This is a genomic window from Cryobacterium sp. HLT2-28, assembly GCF_004402495.1.
GTDB lineage: Bacteria > Actinomycetota > Actinomycetes > Actinomycetales > Microbacteriaceae > Cryobacterium > Cryobacterium mannosilyticum.
In genome coordinates, this window is sequence record NZ_SOFH01000008.1 from 1 (window position 1) to 17,636 (window position 17,636).

A 17,636-nucleotide genomic window follows, 5' to 3' on the forward strand; every position below is an offset into this window, starting at 1 on the left:
CATGGTCGAGGCCGCCCAGCACGCTCACCGTGATCCTGACAGGGTCTCCTTCATCGCCGCACTCCGCATCGCCCGCCGCTCCGTGGCTCAGGGCGTTTTTTCCCCCTCCCCACTTTGACCACGCCAAAGCGGTCTGGCGCCATGCGGTACTAGCCCTGATCCGACGGCTGAACCCCGCACGACGACGGCGTTCAAACCCTCGTGTCATCAAGCGCAAGGTCTCGAAATGGCCCGCCAAACGCTTCCATCACGCCGACTGGCCACAACCCCGCCACGAGCCAGAAATCACCCTTCACACGCTTAACTGAACGGTATTGCACTTAGGGGCGATCGCCTCCGATAGACCATTCCTCTTAGCAATCTGCCTCAACGGGCGGGTAGATTATGGGCAGATCTGGGGGGAGAGGGCTATGTTCACGACGCAGTGTGCGTGCGTTAGCGGTGACGCGACTCTCGCCCGGCCCGTCAGTGTCACCCTGGGGTTGTGGGTGATGAGGCCATGATGCGTGCGCGGGTTGATGCCGTCCTGGTCTGGACGATGGGCCTGTGTGCGGCGGCCTACCTGGGCGGAGTGGTCTGGCAGGGCGGAGAATCTCATCCGGCGGTGGATCTCTGGTTGTCGTTGTCGACGTCCTGGTCTCCCGCGGTGGTGTGTTGGCTGGCGGTCGCCCGGGCCGTGTCTCGTCGCAGGGAAGTCCTGCTCGCTGCTCTGGCGATGACCTTCCTGGCTGTCGGGGACACCTATTACGTCCCGTTGACCAGCGACTGGTCACCCTCGTTCCCCAACCCGGGTGACCTCGGCTACATGCTTTTCTATCTGCTGATGTTGGTCATGCTGGTCCTGCTGGTGCGCCGCGACGTTCGCGGGCAGTCGCGGTCGGTGTGGCTGGATTGTGCCGTGGGCTCGCTCGGGGCGGCCGCAGTGTTGGCAGTTGTGCTCAACCCCGTGATGGCCTCAGCCTTGGCGGGTTCCTGGTCGTTGGCCACGGCCGTGGCGGTCGCCTACCCGCTGATGGACATGTTTCTGATGGCAGCCGTCACGGGGATAGTGGTCGTGCGTGGTTTCCGTGGGGGCGATCGGCTGGTGGTGCTGGTCCTGGGGCTGATGCTTTACACACTGGCGGACATTGTCTACGCGTTGCAGGTGACCACGGATGCCTACATGCTCGGAACTCCACTCGACGCCCTCTGGGCGATCGGGATCGCCCTGATCGCGCTGTATGTGCACGGTTCGGAGCACCGAACCGTGTCGAAAGTTTCAGATCTGCCTGCCCCGACCCGTGCGGCGGCCCTGATCATGTCGGGGCTCGCCACCCTCGCTGGGCTCGGGGTACTGGTGATGGGCACTCGCACTTATATGTCTTCTCTGGCCGTTGTGTTGGCCGGGGCCACGGTTTTCGCGGCGGCAGCTCGCACTCCGGTGGCCTTTCGTCAGATTCTGCGGATGGCGGACTTGCGCCGTCAGGCGACGAGCGACCATCTGACCGGCCTGCCGAACCGGCGGGCGCTGTATGCACAAGCGGGCGCTCGGATGGGGGATCCGGTTAGTGAGCGCCACGCTTTGCTGTTGATGGACCTGGACAGGTTCAAGGAGGTCAACGACAGCCTGGGCCACCAGGCCGGAGACAGGCTGCTGATCCAGGTGGGTGGCCGCCTGAGCGAGCAGTTGCGTTCGGGAGACCTCCTGGTGCGTCTGGGCGGTGATGAGTTCGCGCTCCTGCTCGACGGCGCGGGCGCCGAGCAGGCCACCGCGGTGGCAGCCAAGCTCTGCGCGGCCCTGGCCGAGCCGTTCGCCCTGGATGACGTCGCAGTCCACAGCGCGGTGAGCATCGGCTTCGCCCTGTTCCCCGGCGACGGCCATGACCTTGACACCCTGCTGCGCAAAGCCGACGTGGCCATGTACAAGGCCAAAGCCTCTGGCGACGGCTTTCACGCCTACGGCGGTGGCGACGACACCGACTTCACCACGCAGCTGCGCACGGTCGATGAGCTGCGAGCCGCCCTGACGACTGGCCAGTTCGTCTTGCACTACCAGCCCAAGATCAACCTGCCCGCCGGCGACGTCCACGATGTGGAAGCCCTGGTGCGCTGGAACCACCCCACACGTGGCCTGCTCTACTCGGACGCCTTCCTGACTCTGGTCGAAGAAGCCGGACTCATGCGAGCCCTGACCCGAGTAGTGCTCCACATCGCCCTGGACCAGGCCGCCGTCTGGCTCGCGGAAGGCCGAAACCTTACGGTTGCTGTGAATCTCTCGGCCAGTTCCATGATCGACACTGACCTGCCCGATGAGGTGGCCGCCATGCTCATCGCCCGGCATCTCCCACCGGGCGTCCTGAAGTTCGAGATCACTGAGGAGTTCCTCATGGCCGACCGTGACCGGGCCCGGGACATCCTGACGCGGCTCCGCCTGCACGGTGTTCAGATCTCCATTGATGACTTCGGCACCGGGTACAGTTCGTTGTCTTACTTGCGGGACCTGCCCATTGACGAACTCAAGCTGGACCGTTCTTTCGTGACCCCCATGGTCGATGATGCCCGCGCCGCAGCCCTGGTCGCCTCGACCATCGGGCTGGCCCACAGTCTGGGCATGCGCATGGTTGCCGAAGGCGTCGAGAGCGCTGGCGCGTACGACGAGCTCGTCGCCCTCGGCTGCGACCAAGCCCAGGGCTATCACATGTCCAGGCCAGTGCCCGCCGACGAATTGAGCGTCTGGCTCAACGCCCGGGGCGCCATCGGCGAACTCACCGCCCCCGCCCGCTTCTGAGGATCACGGTCGCGAGGGTGAAGCCGGCGAACGCGTTGCACGCTTCGCACGCTGAACAGTTGAAGTCCCACGCCGATTTCCCGTGTCCGGCTACTCGCCGCGTGCTGCCTCGGCGGACGCCGTGCGCTTCTGGACTGTCAAGTAGACGACGAGCGCGAGGATCGCGGTGAGGAAGACGGCGCTCGTTCCGACGGTTCCGATCCCGAGGCCGCCATCGTGACGAGGCTGGGAGAGGTAATCGCCCAGGGACGCGCCAAGCGGGCGGGTCAGGATGTAGGCGACCCAGAACGCGACCACGGCGCCGCGCCGGGCGATGAAGTGGGAGCTGGCCACGAGCGCGATGGCTCCGGCGAAGATGAGTGCCGACACCCAGTAGCCCAGGTTCAGGCCTTCCGCGATGAGGTCACCGGCAGCGGTGCCCAGGGCGAAGGTGAACAGGATCGTCAGCCAGTAGAAGGCTTCCCGCCTCGTGGAGGTGATGGTGTGGATGGAGAGGGTCTTCTCGCTGGCATACCAGGCGATGAGGGTTGCCAGGAGGGCGGCGGCGAAGACGATGGTGGTGGTTTCGAGGCTGACACCGAAGTTGTCGGTCAGGTTGTCGGTGATCAGGGTGCCGACGACGCTGATCAGCACCACGGCGAGCCAGTAGATGCTCGGCGCGTGCCGGACGGAACGGAACTGTACGACCAGGGCGATGGCGAGGAGGGCGCCCATCACATAGGTCGTGTTGGTCAGGCCCAGGTTCAGGTTGGTGGCGAGGAAATCGGCGAAGGTCTCACCGACCGTGGTCGCCAGGATCTTGATGATCCAGAAGACGAGGGTCGGTTCGGGAACCTTGCTCATGCTCGATGGGCCGCGTGTGGCGACGGTTTCGGCCGTGCTGGTTGTCATGGACATCCTCAGGTCGTTTCGCGAAAGCGCCACCGGAACAGGGCGCGGAGAACAACCGTATGGGGGCGAAGCTGGCAGCAGCCCCGGCAAGTGCCGTTGAAGACGAGAGCATTCACAGAGTCGGGCACCGGCTTGATGGGCCGGGCGCTGTACTGGCACCTGTGAGGCTCTGTCCGGCTCCGCCGGCGGGCTTCAGTCACGCGGCTTGGGCATGCCGAACTCGTTGACCGGCCCGTCTCATGGCTGCGGTTTGTGCTCCGCCGGGCAGTTGAGGACCGCGTTCTGGGTGGAATGGTCAATGGTGTGCTCGGCCATCGGACGGCCGCAGACCGGACACACCGCCTCACCGACACGTTTCACAACCGCGTCGTAGGGGCCCAGGGGAGCCGGACCCATCGCCCGCACGAGTTTTTGATCCAACCAGTCGATGAAGTGCACGTATCGTTCGCCCAGGCCCTGCCCGTGAGTACCGGTGTCATTCATGCCGCGAGCGTAACGCCGCTCCCACTGCACGGATAGGCGCCGGCCCCGGTCCTCAGGTCAGAGCTCCCGGCAATGTCATTTCACGGCAACGATCTCAATCAACCGGATGTCCGGGTCCTTGGCGAGGAGGGTCGGACCGTGCTCGGCCAGGGCCTTGGGAATCGCGCCGGCGAGGTGCGCCTGCCGACCCTCTTCGGTCTCGAACGTGTCGAAGATCCCGAAGGTGGCGTTGTCCACCCGGAACGCGTACCAGGTGCGGGTCTCCGGCTCGCCGAGCACGATGTCCCGGCCTCCGCTGAGGAAGTCCCACACGTCCTGTTCCTTGCCGGGCTTCGCTTCGACGAGAGCCAAAACTCCGAATTCAAGTGCCATCGCGGTCTCCTCGCTTTTCGCTTTCGAATGGGCCGGCCGCCGGTCATGCCCAGATTCGGTTCCGGCCAGTGTCGGTTCTGCCCCGAGTCTAGGAAGTTGTCCCTGCCGCGGCAAGGGGTCACAATGTCGCGTGCTCGGCCGACTCGTCGAGGTCGTCGTGGTGGATGCGCTCGTCGAGGGTGCCGAGCGGCTGCCCGGTGCCGCCCCACTGCCCGGCGATGATCTCGGCGGCGATCGACACGGCCGTCTCCTCGGGGGTCCGCGAGCCGAGGTCGAGGCCGATCGGGCTGTGCAACCGGACCAGGTCGCCGTCGTCGAGTCCGGCCTCCCGGAGCCGGGCCAGACGGTCCAGGTGCGTGCGGCGCGAGCCCATCGCCCCGATGTAGGCCACCCGAGGCGCGCGGAGGGCCAGCTCGAGCAGGGGAACGTCGAACTTGGGGTCATGGGTGAGCACGCAGATGACCGAGCGTGAGTCCACGAGGCCGGCCGCGAACTGCTCGGCCAGGTAGCGGTGCGGCCACGCGACGATCACCTCGTCGGCGTCCGGGAAACGGGCGGGCGTCGCGAACACCTCCCGCGCGTCGCAGACGGTGACGCGGTAGCCGAGGAACGCGGCCAGGCGGGTCAGTGCGGCGGCGAAGTCGATGGCGCCGAACACGAACATCCGTGGCCGGGGCGCCTGACTGTTGACGAACACCCGCATCCCCTCACCCTGCCGTTCACCGTCGGGGCCGTAGGTCAGAGTCGTGTTGCGGCCGGCGGCCAGCAGACCCTGGGTGTCGTCGCTCACGGCTCGGTTCGCCCGGTCAGACCCAAGATCACCCTCGAACCCGTTCGGCCTGACCACGAGGTGCCGGCCGATCAGGTCGACATCCGGATGCTCGATCACCGTCGCCACCGCCACCGGACGGGAGGCAGCGATGTCGGCGCAGACGTGGTCCAGCTGGGCGAATGTGTGCTGCGAGACAGGCTCGACGAACACGTCGAGGATTCCGCCACAGGTCAGCCCGACCGAGAACGCGTCATCGTCGCTGATCCCGTACCGGACGAGGACAGGCCGGCCGTCCGCCGCGACCTGGGTCGCGACGTCGTACACCGCACCCTCCACACACCCGCCCGAGACCGAGCCGGTGACCGCTCCGTCGGGGGTGACCAGCATCGAAGCACCTGCCGGGCGCGGGGCGGACTCAAAGGTGCGCACCACTGTCGCGAGGCCGGCGGTGCCTCCGCTCCGCCAGCCGGGCATCAGGGCGTCGATGATGTCACGCATGGTCGACGGGGGAACGCATCATCGGGAGCTCCTGCGGCCGACCGCGCGGCCGATCCGGTAGGCGAGGAAGGCCACCCCGGTGAGGAGGCCGATCAGTTTCCCCGGGTTGCTGAGCTGGTCGGCCAGCATCCCCTTGGCGAGGTCCAGGGCGTTCAGGCTCGTGGCGGCCGTGCGCGGGGCCTGGTGTTGCAGCGGACGGGACACGGGAGGCGGCGACGTCTGCGACCCGGCCGGCGCCGCGGCCGGTTCGCCGGCGGCCGGAGGCGCGGTGGGTTCCGTTCCGGAACCGGTGACCATGGCCTGCAGGTTGTCTGCGAAGAGCGCCATCATCTGGTCGGTCACGCTGCCGATGATGCTCTTCCCCATGGCAGCGACCTTACCGGAGAGGTCCACCTCTGCGCTGACCGTGCCGGTGGTCGTGCCGTCCGTCTCGACGAGGGACAGGGTGGCGGTGCCCTGGGCTGTGCCCTGCCCGTGGGCCTCCTGGGCGCGGCCCTGGAATACGGCACGGTGCGCGGTCGCATCGCGCTCGATCACGTTCATCAAACCCTTGTACTGCATGGACACGGGGCCGAGTTTCACCTTCATTCCCACCTGGTAGGCGTCGTCGGAGAGTTTGTTGAGCACCTCGGCGCCGGGAACACAGCCGGCGACGCGCTCGAAGTCCATCAGGGTCTCCCACACCGTGTCGATCGGGGCCACAACGGTGAATGTGCTGTCGAGTTGCATTATTTCGTCCCTCTGTTCGCGGATTGTGGAATGCGGTCGGCGCGGATCGCCGCCGCCACTTCCGCCAGGGCCGTGTAGCTGTGACCGCTGACGAAGGCGTCGATGTAGGGCAGGGCAGCGGCCATGCCGCCCGCGAGTGGCTGATAATCCGGCGCCACTTTCCGAGGGTTGACCCAGACGATCCGGAAGGCCAGCCGCCTGAGCCTCGCCATCTGGGCGTCGACCTCTGCCGGGTCGTCCTGAGCCCAGCCGTCCGAGATCAGCACGATCACCGCTCCGCGGGCGAGTCCGCGTCGGCCGTGGTCGTCGATGAACCGTCGGATGCTTTCGGCCAGGCGGGTGCCTCCGGCCCAGTCCTCTGTGCCCGCAGCGGCCTGCGCGAGAGCCTGGTCCGGATCCCGCAGTGCCAGCTGCCTGGTGAGCCGGGTCAGCCTGGTTGAGAACACGAACGCCTCGGCCTGCGCGCCGGACACTGCGCCCTGGAGCAGGGACAGGAAGACCCTGGTGTAGGGCTCCATCGAGCCGGAGACGTCGCAGAGGAACACGAGGCGGCGGAGCCGGGGGCGGCGCCGGGCGTAGACGAGACGGGCCGGGTCCCCGCCCGTGCGGCCTGCGGCCCGCACGGTGCGCCGGAGGTCCAGCCGGGCGGTGCTCGTCGCGGAGGCCCGGGTGCGGCGACTCAGGCGCGTCGGCGTTGACAGGGAGATCCGCTGCACGAGGTGGCGCATCCGGGTGATCTCGTTGATGGTCAACTCGGCGAAAGACATGTCGTGCAGCCGTTCCTCGGCCGAGGCCATCATCAGAACCGTCTCCCGCTCCGGGCCGTCCACGCCGGAGGAGTCGCCGCCCGGCACGAGGGCGGGCGGCTGCGATGCGCGTTCGGCGCTGTCGGCTCCGAGCGGGCGGTCATCCGGCGGGGCCGGCCGGGAGCGGGGTTCGGCGCCGATCGACGGCGGGGCCGTGGTGTCGCCCCGGCTGTCGGCGGGGTCGAGAAGCCCGCCGAAGACCGCCGTGAACACTCCGTCGAAGACGGGCAGCTGGTCCTGGGAGGTGACCAGGACCACCCGGCTCGTCCAGTACAGCGGACCGAGGGCATACGGCGGGACGAGCCGGAGCGCCTCCGCCAGCCGGGCGGCTCGGTCCAGGGACACCGGGAGCCCTGCCCGGCGCAGAGCGGTGCTGAACCCGGCCGCAAGGGCGGCGGCCTCCACCCGGGGTTCACCCCGGACTGCCTGGGTCTCAGCCATGGTCCGCACCGATCAGCCACGCGGTCCCGCGCGAGCGGGCCAGGTCGAGGTCGTCGCGATTCTTGAGAATCGATCCCCAGGTGTGGTCGATGCTCGCCGGGCCGAGCCGGTCGACGCCCAGCACGGCCAGCGCCGACACCCAGTCGATCGCCTCCGCGATGCCGGGCGGTTTCGCCAGGTCGAGCGAGCGGAGCGCCGTGATGGCGGTCGCAGCCTGCAGGGCGAGCGGTTCCGCGCTGGACGGCACGCGTCGCCGCACGATCTCCGCGATGCGTTCGGGTGCCGGGTAGTCGATCCAGTGGTACAGGCAGCGCCGGGTGAGCGCGTCGTGCAGGTCGCGGGTGCGATTCGAGGTGAGGATGACGATCGGCGGGTGGCTGGCCCGCACGGTGCCGAGTTCCGGGATGGTCACGGCGGCCTCGGCGAGCAGCTGGAACGTGAACGCCTCGAACTCGGCATCGGCACGGTCGATCTCGTCGAGCAGCAGCACGGCCGGGCGCGGCCCCGGATGCTCGATGGCCGCCAGCAGCGGGCGTCGCAGCAGGTACTCCGGACCGAACAGCTCCGTCTCGGCCAGGGTCACGTTGCGCGCCTCGGCCAGCCTGATCCCGAGCAACTGGCGAGGATAGTTCCACTCGTAGAGGGCCTCGCCGGCGTCGATTCCCTCGTAGCACTGCAGACGGAACAGCGGCGTGTCGAGCACGCGGGCGAGCGCCTTCGCGGCCTCGGTCTTGCCGACGCCCGGCTCACCCTCGAGCAGGATCGGCTGCGGCATCCGCACGGCCAGGAACAGCGCGGTGGCCAGTCCGGAGTCCGCCAGATAGTCGATCTCGTCGAGCCTCGCCAGCAGGGAATCCACGTCGGGAATGAGCGCCTTCACCTCGTCTTCGGCGCCTGCGCGGGCCGACGGGGTCATCGTGTCCGCCCGAGTGCGCCGGCGACCCTCGCCTCAGGCTGGGCTGGCATACCGCTCCGGATCGGCGAGGAAGGCAGCGCGGCAGCCCGTTGAACAGAAGTAGGTCGTGAGCCCGTCGAGTTCCGCGTGGGGGGTGGTATCGACGGCGGCGACGCTCATGCCGCAGACCGGGTCGATCGCGGTCGCCGCCACGGCCACGGCCACGGCTGCCGCGGTTCCGGGCGATCGCTGCCCGGCACGCTCGGCGACCAGCTGGGCCAGGATCGACAGCGCGACCTCGGCCGGGGTCCTGGCGCCGAGGTCCAGCCCGGCCGGGCTGAACACGCGGGAGCGCAGCCCATCCTCGACAGTGAGGGAGGCAACCACGGCGGAACCCCGCTTCGCGCTGGCGACGAGGGCCACGTAGGGGACACCCGCACGGAGCGCGGCCTCGAGGGAGGCTTCCTCGTCGTGGCCGTGCGATGCCACGATCAGGGCAGCGTCGTCGGGGTGGGGTTCCGTCGCCGCGCCGTCCGCCAGCTCCATCTCGAACCCGAGCCCGGCGCCCAGCACCGCCAGGGCCCGCGCGACGGGGGTCGCCCCGACCACGACGACGCGGGGCGCCGGCACGGACGGTTCGAGGAAGATCTCGACGGCGCCTCCGCTCAGGCAGGGGTTCGACACCTCGACGGCGCCGTCCTCCCTGCTGTGCGACGGTTCCCCGGCGACGACCCGGAGCAGGAGCGGTTCGCGGGCGGACAGCGCCTGCAAGCCGTATTCCCGGACGGAGGCCTCCACGCAGGCGCCGCCGACGAATCCGTCCAGGTGCCCGTCGGCGTGAAGGAGCGCCGTGTCACCCGCGTGGGCGCTCGTGGGCCGCTGGGCGCGCACCACCGTGGCGCGCACGAACGCTTCGCGCCGACCGGCGAGTTCCTGGGCACGCTGTTCCAGTGCCCCGCCCACGACCGGCATCCTAGATCGGCGGCGTCGCGCGGCCCTGCATGGCGGCCCAGACCCTGGCCGGGGTGCACGGCATGTCCATGTGCGTGACGCCGAGTGGCGAGATGGCGTCCACCACGGCATTGAGGATGGCGGGCGGTGAGCCGACCGTTGCCGACTCGCCCACTCCTTTCGCCCCGATGGGGTGGTGCGGCGACGGAGTCACGGTGAACCCGGTCTCCCAGTTCGGAACCTCCATCGATGTGGGGATGAGGTAGTCCATGAACGACCCGCCGAGGTTGTTTCCGGCCTCGTCGAAGCCGATGAACTGCATCAGCGCCATCCCGACGCCGTCGGTCAGGCCGCCGTGCACCTGGCCTTCGATGATCATCGGGTTGATCCGGGTGCCGCAGTCGTCGACGGCGATGAACCGGCGCACCTTGACGTGGCCGGTTCCCGGGTCGACGTCGACGACGCAGATGTAGGCGCCGAACGGGAAGGTGAGGTTGGGCGGGTCGTAGGTCACCTCGGCGTCCAGGTTGCCGTCGATGCCTTCCGGCAGGGCCACGGTGCCGTGCGCGCCCATGGCTATCTCGGCCATGGTCTTGCCGACGCTCGGGTCACCCTTGACGAACCAGCGTCCCTTCTCCCATTCGAGGTCTTCCGGCCGGGTTTCGAGCATCGCGGCGGCGATGAACTTCGCCTTCTCCCGCACCTTCCGGGCGACGAGGGCGACCGCAGCGCCGCTGACCGGGGTCGACCGGCTCCCGTAGGTGCCCAGACCGAAGGGGGTCTGGTCGGTGTCGCCGTGCACCACGTCGATGTCCTCCGGGGGGATACCGATCTCCTCGGCCACGATCTGCGCGAATGTGGTCTCGTGGCCCTGGCCCTGGCTCTGCACGGAGATCCGCACGACGGCCTTCCCGGTCGGGTGGATGCGCAACTCGGCGCCGTCCGCCATGCCGAGGCCGACGATGTCCATGTGCTTGCGCGGGCCGGCTCCGACGGTCTCGGTGAAGAACGAGACGCCGATCCCCATCAGCTCGCCGCGGGCACGTTTCTCCTTCTGCTCCCGTCGCAGGTCGTCGTAGCCGGCGATCTCCATCGACAGTCGCAGCGCCCGCTCGTAGTTGCCGGAGTCGTACTCCCAGCCCGTCTTGTTCTTGTACGGGAACTGCTCGGGTTTGATCAGGTTCTTCAGGCGGAGCTCCGCCGGGTCCATCTCCAGTTTCCGGGCGAGCATGTCGACCATCCGCTCCACAAGGAGAACGGCTTCGGTGACCCGGAACGAGCAGGCGTAGGCGACCCCGCCCGGCGCCTTGTTCGTGTACACGCCGGTGACCTTGCAGTGCGCGGCCTGGAGGTCGTAGCTGCCGGTGAAGATGTGGAAGAAGCCGGCCGGGTACTTCGAGGGCTGCGCCGTCGCGTTGAACGCCCCGTGGTCGGCAAGCACGTTCGTGCGGAGGGCGAGGATCTTGCCGTCCTTCGTGGCCGCGATCTCTCCCTGCATGATGTAGTCGCGAGCGAACGACGTCGACATGAGGTTCTCCGAGCGGTCCTCGACCCATTTGACCGGGCGGCCGGTGACGATCGACCCGACGACGGCCAGGATGTAGCCGGGGTAGATGCCGACCTTGTTTCCGAAACCGCCGCCGATGTCGGGGGACACGATCCGGATCTTGTGCTCGGGAATGCCGGACACGATCGCGAACAGGGTGCGGTGCGCGTGCGGGGCCTGGCTGGTCTCGTACAGGGTGAGGGCGCCTTCGATCGGTTCGAAGTCGGCGACCGCCCCGCAGGTTTCCATCGGGGCCGGGTGCGACCGCGGATAGACGATCTCCTGTTTGACGATGACCTCGGCGGACGCGAAGACCGCGTCGGTCTCGGCGGCGTTGCCGGCCTCCCAGTCGAAGATGTGGTTGTCGGTGCGCCCCTCGATGTCGTCCCGGATGACCGGGGCCCCTGGGTCGAGGGCGTGGCGGGCGTCGATCACAGGCGGGAGAACGTCGTAGTCGACGTCGATGAGTTCGAGGGCGTCCCGCGCGGCATACCGATCCTCGGCGATCACGAACGCGACCTCCTGACCCTGGAAGCGCACCTTGTCGGTGACGAGCACAGCCTGCACGTCGGCCGACAGGGTCGGCGCCCAGGCCAGCTTGAGCCCGAGCAGGTCCTGGCCCGTGATCACCGCCACGACACCGGGGTGGGCGAGGGCCCGGGTGGTGTCGATGGAGACGAGCCGGGCGTGCGCCACCGGCGACCTGAGGATGGCGCCGTGCAGCATCCCGGGAAGCACGATGTCGTCGACGTAGTGTCCCTTGCCGCGCACGAAACGGGGGTCTTCCTTGCGCTGGATGCGGCCGTAGCCGATCGGGCGATCCGCGTCGCCGGCTGCAGGGTTCGGGGCGTGGGCCTCTGTGATGGTCATGCCGGGACCTCTTCTCCAGCGTTCTCTGTGACTACGGGGTGTTCGGCGGCCCATTTCACCGACCGCACGATCGTGGCGTACCCGGTACAGCGGCAGATCTGCCCGGAGATGGCCTCGCGGATCTCGGTGTCATCCGGGTGCGGATTCCGGTCGAGCAGCGCCCGCGCCGTGAGCATCATTCCCGGCGTGCAAAAGCCGCACTGCAGCCCGTGTTCCTCCATGAAGCCCTGCTGCACCGGGTCGAGGGTCGCCCCCGTCGCCAGACCCTCCACCGTGGTGATGGCATGGCCGTCCGCCATCGCCGCGAGCACGGTGCAGGATTTCACCGGGACGCCGTCCATCAGGACCACGCAGGTGCCGCAGTTCGACGTGTCGCAACCCCAATGGGTGCCGGTGAGTCTCAGCTCATCGCGGATGAAGTGGACGAGGAGCACTCGAGGCTCAATCTCACGGGTGATCTCATCGCCGTTCATGGTCATGCTGATCTGCATCGACTTCAGCCTTCCTGCGTTGTCGTGGTCTGGGTTTCGAGAGCTCGCGCACACGCACGACGCAGGACCCTGCGGGTGAGTTCATCGGCAAGGTGCCGTTTGTAGTCGACCGGTCCGCGCTGGTCGGCGACGGGCATCGAGGCCAGTGCGGCGAGCCTCCCGGCCTCCTCGAACAGCTCCTCAGAGGGCCGCCGGCCGCGGAGCACTGCCTCCGCCTCCGCGATGGTGCCGTCGAGGCCCACCGCGGTGAGGCCGATGGCCACATCGTCCACGGACCCGTCCTCGGCGAGGTTGACGGCTGCGCCGGCCGCCACGACGGCCCAGTCGCCGACCCGGCGTTCGACCTTCTCGTACGCGCTCCCCGCACGCGGACGGATCGGGAACCGGATCTCGACCAGCAACTCGTTCTGCGCGACTGCCGTCTCGTAGGGTCCTTTGTGGAATTCGTCCATCGTGAGGATGCGCTCGCCCCCGGGGCCGCGCACGACGGCCTGGGCGCGCAGAACGTCGCACACCGTGGCCAGGTCCTCGGCCGGGTCGGCCTGGCAGAGCGACCCGCCGACGGTGCCGCGGTTGCGCACGATGGGATCTGCGATCACCCGCTCGGCGTCGATCACGATCGGAAAGAGCCTGGCCACGTCGGCTGATTCCAGGAGCGTCGAGTGACGGGTTAGGGCGCCGATTCGTAGTTGGGTTGCCTCGGGGAGGATGAAATCGAGTTCGTACAGGTCGTTGATATCGATCAGCCACTCCGGCCTGGCAAGCCGCAGTTTCATCATCGGCAGGAGGCTGTGCCCCCCGGCGACCACGCGGGATTCCGGGCCGTGGCGGTCGAGCAGGGCGAGGGCGTCTTCGATCGTGCTCGCCCGTACATAGTCGAATTGAGCCGGAATTTGCACAATGCCTCCCGATCGCGGCGCGCCCGGTCTGATCGATGGGGCGGATTTGAGACTCATAGTGCTCCCGGGACCACGGGATGTCAATAAGGTGGCAGCGGTTCACAGGTCAGGATCACCGCCAGGAATTCGCACTTCTGCCGGGGTTTTAACTTCGCCGTGCGCAGACTGTCGAACCCACAGGACGGGTCATCGGGTTCTGCGCCGTGATGATTCTCCGCAATCCTCTGGACACCGGCATCCGACGGGCTCGACTCGACCTGTGCTGCCCAGTTCGACCCGGCAGGACCGCCCGCCGAATACTCCGGCGTGGTCGACACCCACCCCTACGCCAGCCTGGCGCTGTCTGATGCCGTGTACGTGGCCGATGCGGGCGGCAACGCCATCCTGCGCGTCGACTACGACGGAACCGTGTCCGCCGTGGCAGTGCTGCCGACCGGAGACCCGATCCTGATCACCGCTGAGATCGCCGCCGCCGCCGGCTTGCCCGCCTGCGCTGCGGACCACGACTACCGGTTCGAGCCGGTGCCGACGGACGTCGAACTCGGCCCCGACGGCTGGCTCTACGTCACGACGTTGCCGGGCGGGCCTGAGGACGCGAGCCTGGGCGCGCGCGGATCCGTGCACCGGGTCGACCCGGACTCCGGAGACGTCGAACTGGTCGCGACCGGGTTCGTCGGTGCGACCGGGCTGGCGGTGTCCCGCGGGTCCGGCAGGATCTACGTCGCCGAGCACTTCGGCGGGTCGGATGGCACGGGGCAGGTGTCCGTGTTGGAGAGCGGATCGGACACGCCGAGAGTGCTGACCGCGATCTCGTCGCCGGCCGCGATCGAACTGCGGAAGGGTGACCTGTACCTGACCACCGATTCGGTGGTGCCGGATGCGACCGGGGCGCCGCAGCCGATCGGCAAGGTGACCCGGATCGCGCTGGCCGGCGACCGCCACAGCGACGATTCGAGCCAGGACTGGAACCGGGACTCGCGCCACCACTCGACCGATTCCTCCGACGAGGAGTGAACGCCGGGTTCACGTCACATCTCAGGCGTCGGGGCTGAACCGATAGCCCATTCCGGCCTCGGTCAACAGGTACCGGGGCCGGGAAGGGTCCGGCTCGAGCTTCTTGCGCAGTTGGGCGAGGTACAGCCGCAGGTAGCCGGAATCGGTGCTGTGGTGCGGACCCCAGATGTCGGTGAGCAGGGACTGCCGAGGCACCAGCTTTCCAGGGTTCCGCAGCAGGAACTCGAGGATGCGCCACTCCGTGGGAGTCAGACGAACGGGCTCCGGCCGCCCGAGCCTCTGACGGCTGACGCTCCTGGCCGACAGGTCGACGGTGACGTCGCCGAAGACGATGACGGGTTCATCGTCGGCCGAGGACACGCGCCGGGTGAGCGCACGGATCCGGGCGAGCAGCTCGTCGATCGAGAAGGGCTTGGTGACGTAGTCGTCGGCCCCGGCGTCCAGGGCGTCGACCTTGTCGGCCGCGCCGCTGCGGCCGGAAACGACGAGGATCGGCACCTGCGTCCAGCCGCGGAGCCCCGCGATTACCCCCAGCCCGTCGAGGTGGGGCATCCCGAGGTCGAGCATCACCAGGTCGGGGTGGTGCTCAATGGCTGCGTTGAGTGCCGCAGTGCCGTCCTGGGCGGTGACGATGTCGTAGCCGCGGGCCGTCAGGGTGATCCGGAGGGCGCGGAGGATCTGCGGGTCGTCGTCCGCGATCAGGATTCTCATTCGGTTCCCTTCGGGGTCGGCGCGCGGTCGAACGCGGGGAGGGACAGCACCATGGTGAGGCCTCCGCCGGGAGTGTCCTCGGCGTAGAGCCTGCCGCCCATCCCCTCGGTGAACCCCTTGGCCAGGGCCAGTCCGAGGCCCAGCCCGGTGAGGTTGTCGGTGTCGCCGAGCCGTTGGAACGGCACGAAGACCTCGTCGCGCCGGTCGACGGGGATGCCGGGGCCCCGATCCACGACTCGGAGTTCGACGCTGCCCGCGAACTGGCTGGCGGAGACCAGCACCCGGGTACCGGGCGGGGAGAACCGGATGGCGTTGGCCAGGAGGTTGACGATCACCCGCTGGAGCAGGCCGGCATCCGCCAACACCGGCGGGAGGTCGGCGGGAAGGTCAAGTTCGACGCCGGCCGGACCCAGGCCGAGTTCGTCGAGGGCCGGCAGGATGACCTCGGGGGCGTCCACCGGGCCGAGGGAGACGGCGAGAACCCCGGCCTGGAGCCGGCTCACATCGAGCAGGTTCGTGACGAGGGCGGACAGCGCGGCGAGGCTCTCCTCGGCGGTCTCGAAGAGCTCGTCCCGGTCGGAGGGAGACAGGGTGACGTCGGTGGAGCGGAGCCCGCTCACCGCAGCGGTTGCCGCGGCCAACGGCCGACGGAGGTCGTGGCCGACGGCAGCCAGCAGGGCGCTGCGCATCCGGTCCGCTTCGGCCAGGGGGCCGATCGCGCTGGCCGTGCGGGCCAGGTCGCGATGCTCCAGCGCGGCGTCGAGCTGGCTGACGATCACCGCCAGCAGCCGCCGCTCGGAGGCATCGAGTTCGGCGCCGCGCAGCTCGAGCACCGCCCGGCTGCCCACCGGAACAGTCGAGACCTGATCCTCGTCCCCGGCAGTACCCGCTGCGGCGAGCACCTCGGGGCCGTCGAGGAGCCTCACCCCGGTGAGGTGGAACGCCTCCCTGGTGCGCGTGAGCAACGCCTTGAGCGCGTCTTCGCCACGGAGGACACTCCCGGCGACGGTCGCCAGGAGCTCCGATTCGGCGGCGGCGCGCAGAGCGCTGCGGTTGCGCCTGGCCGCCTGGTCGACGACGTAGCTGACCAGGCCCGCATTGACGAGATAGAGCACGAGGGCGACCGCGTGCAGTGGCTCGGCGATCGTGATCGTGTAGAGCGGCGCGACGAAGAAGAAGTCAAGCGTGAACCCTGACAGGAGGGCCGCGAAAAGCGCCGGCCAGAGACCGCCGACCAGCGCGACCAGGACGACCAGGAGCTGGTAGCTCAGCACCTCGCTCGTGATGGATTCCTCCGTGCGCAGCGCCACGAGCATCCAGGTGATCAGCGGGCCGCCGACAAGCGCCAGGGAGAGCCCGGCCAGGCGACGCTTCGGCGTGAGGGCCCCGCCCAGCCGGGGCAGGGTGATCGTGCCGCCGGCGGCCGAGTGGGTGACGACGTGAACGTCGATGTCCCCGGATTCGCGCACCACGGTCGCCCCGATGCCTGGGCCGCTGAACGCTGCACGCAGGCGGCTGCGGCGACTGGCCCCGACCACGAGCTGGGTGGCGTTCGCCGCGCGCGCGAAGGCGACGAGCGCGGTCGGGATGTCATCGCCGACGAGCTGGTGATAGGTTCCACCGAGCTTCTCTACCAGTGCGCGCTGGGCGGCGAGGGCGCCCGGGTGCGGCGACCGGAGCCCGTCCTGGCTGATCACGTGCACCGCGATCAGTTCGCCGCCCGCGGCGCGACCCGCGATCCTGGCCCCACGCCGAAGGAGGGTCTCACCCTCCGGGCCGCCGGTGAGCGCCACGACGACTCGTTCCCTGGCTTCCCACTTGCTGTCGATCCCGTGTTCGGCGCGATACGCCTGGAGCGCGGTGTCGACCTCATCGGCGAGCCAGAGCAGGGCGAGCTCGCGCAGTGCCGTCAGGTTGCCGAGCCGGAAGTAGTTGGACAGGGCCGCGTCGATCCGCGCCGCCGGGTAGACGTTGCCCTCGGCCAACCTGTCGCGGAGCGCCTGGGGCGCCAGGTCGATCACCTCGACCTGGTCCGCGGCACGCAGCACGGCGTCGGGCAGGGTCTCTCGTTGGGGCACGCCGGTGATCTGGTGCACGACGTCGTTGAGGGACTCGATGTGCTGGATGTTCACCGTGGAGATCACATCGATTCCGGCCTCGAGCAGGGCCTGAACGTCCTGCCAGCGTTTGTCGTGGGCCAGGCCGGGCGCGTTGGTGTGGGCAAGTTCGTCCACCAGTGCGATCTGGGGGTTGCGGCGGATGACCGCATCCAGGTCCAGGTCGGTCAACTCGACGTCCCGGTGCCGTACCGTGACCCGGGGCACGATCCCGAGCCCCTCGAGCATCCCGGCGGTGGCCGCGCGGTCGTGGGTCTCCACGACCGCGACCACCACGTCTTTGCCTTCGCCCTGCAGCCGGCGCCCCTCCTCGAGCATGGCGTAGGTCTTGCCGACCCCGGGGGCCGCGCCCAGCAGCACACGAAGCCGACCGCGTTTCATCG

15 protein-coding genes are annotated in these 17,636 nt (G+C 68.7%); 2 read left to right on the forward strand and 13 right to left on the reverse strand.

Features of this window, described 5'->3' with window-relative positions; translation table 11 throughout:
- Positions 1–484 precede the first annotated feature (484 nt).
- Positions 485–2,767: a bifunctional diguanylate cyclase/phosphodiesterase gene (locus E3O48_RS03075; RefSeq protein WP_134537289.1), complete on the forward strand. Its 2,283-nt coding sequence runs from the start codon at positions 485–487 to the stop codon at positions 2,765–2,767.
- Positions 2,768–2,857: 90 nt separating this feature from the next.
- On the opposite strand, the gene E3O48_RS03080 is transcribed toward E3O48_RS03075, so the two are convergent.
- The 11 genes from E3O48_RS03080 to E3O48_RS03130 form a co-directional block, all read right to left on the reverse strand.
- The gene (locus E3O48_RS03080; RefSeq protein ID WP_198413020.1) at positions 2,858–3,658 is read right to left on the reverse strand and encodes a hypothetical protein; all 801 of its coding nucleotides are present in this window, start codon (positions 3,656–3,658) and stop codon (positions 2,858–2,860) included.
- Positions 3,659–3,895: 237 nt separating this feature from the next.
- Positions 3,896–4,141 (reverse strand): hypothetical protein, encoded by a 246-nt coding sequence (locus tag E3O48_RS03085; RefSeq protein ID WP_134537291.1) that lies wholly within the window; start codon positions 4,139–4,141, stop codon positions 3,896–3,898.
- Positions 4,142–4,216: 75 nt separating this feature from the next.
- The gene (locus E3O48_RS03090; RefSeq protein ID WP_134537292.1) at positions 4,217–4,513 is read right to left on the reverse strand and encodes a putative quinol monooxygenase; all 297 of its coding nucleotides are present in this window, start codon (positions 4,511–4,513) and stop codon (positions 4,217–4,219) included.
- A gap of 118 nt (positions 4,514–4,631) precedes the next feature.
- Positions 4,632–5,783, reverse strand: coding sequence for an XdhC/CoxI family protein (locus E3O48_RS03095; protein WP_134537293.1), 1,152 nt, complete (start codon positions 5,781–5,783; stop codon positions 4,632–4,634).
- An 18-nt stretch (positions 5,784–5,801) separates the two neighbouring features.
- Complete coding sequence (locus tag E3O48_RS03100) at positions 5,802–6,512, reverse strand: SRPBCC family protein (protein WP_134537294.1); 711 nt, start codon at positions 6,510–6,512, stop codon at positions 5,802–5,804.
- Positions 6,512–7,759, reverse strand: coding sequence for a VWA domain-containing protein (locus E3O48_RS03105; RefSeq protein ID WP_134537295.1), 1,248 nt, complete (start codon positions 7,757–7,759; stop codon positions 6,512–6,514). Before E3O48_RS03105 ends, E3O48_RS03100 begins: the two co-directional genes overlap by 1 nt.
- A complete protein-coding gene (locus tag E3O48_RS03110; protein WP_134537296.1) occupies positions 7,752–8,675 on the reverse strand; it encodes a MoxR family ATPase in 924 nt (307 codons plus the stop codon). Before E3O48_RS03110 ends, E3O48_RS03105 begins: the two co-directional genes overlap by 8 nt.
- A 33-nt stretch (positions 8,676–8,708) precedes the next feature.
- Positions 8,709–9,626, reverse strand: a complete 918-nt coding sequence (locus tag E3O48_RS03115; RefSeq protein ID WP_134537297.1) for an XdhC family protein — start codon at positions 9,624–9,626, stop codon at positions 8,709–8,711.
- A gap of 1 nt (position 9,627) precedes the next feature.
- The gene (locus E3O48_RS03120; protein ID WP_134537298.1) at positions 9,628–12,021 is read right to left on the reverse strand and encodes an aerobic carbon-monoxide dehydrogenase large subunit; all 2,394 of its coding nucleotides are present in this window, start codon (positions 12,019–12,021) and stop codon (positions 9,628–9,630) included.
- Entirely contained in the window at positions 12,018–12,512 is a 495-nt protein-coding gene (locus tag E3O48_RS03125; protein WP_134506334.1) for a (2Fe-2S)-binding protein, read from the reverse strand. Before E3O48_RS03125 ends, E3O48_RS03120 begins: the two co-directional genes overlap by 4 nt.
- A 5-nt stretch (positions 12,513–12,517) precedes the next feature.
- Positions 12,518–13,411 carry a xanthine dehydrogenase family protein subunit M gene (locus E3O48_RS03130; RefSeq protein WP_134537299.1) on the reverse strand — a complete coding sequence of 298 codons (894 nt, stop codon included), beginning with the start codon at positions 13,409–13,411 and terminating at the stop codon, positions 12,518–12,520.
- Positions 13,412–13,630: 219 nt separating this feature from the next.
- Here E3O48_RS03130 and E3O48_RS03135 point away from each other — a divergent pair, with 219 nt between their 5' ends.
- Positions 13,631–14,425, forward strand: coding sequence for a ScyD/ScyE family protein (locus E3O48_RS03135; RefSeq protein ID WP_134537300.1), 795 nt, complete (start codon positions 13,631–13,633; stop codon positions 14,423–14,425).
- 21 nt (positions 14,426–14,446) lie between these two features.
- On the opposite strand, the gene E3O48_RS03140 is transcribed toward E3O48_RS03135, so the two are convergent.
- Both E3O48_RS03140 and E3O48_RS03145 read right to left on the reverse strand, forming a co-directional pair.
- Positions 14,447–15,136, reverse strand: coding sequence for a response regulator (locus tag E3O48_RS03140; protein WP_134537301.1), 690 nt, complete (start codon positions 15,134–15,136; stop codon positions 14,447–14,449).
- Positions 15,133–17,634: an ATP-binding protein gene (locus E3O48_RS03145; protein WP_134537302.1), complete on the reverse strand. Its 2,502-nt coding sequence runs from the start codon at positions 17,632–17,634 to the stop codon at positions 15,133–15,135. Before E3O48_RS03145 ends, E3O48_RS03140 begins: the two co-directional genes overlap by 4 nt.
- Positions 17,635–17,636 lie beyond the last annotated feature (2 nt).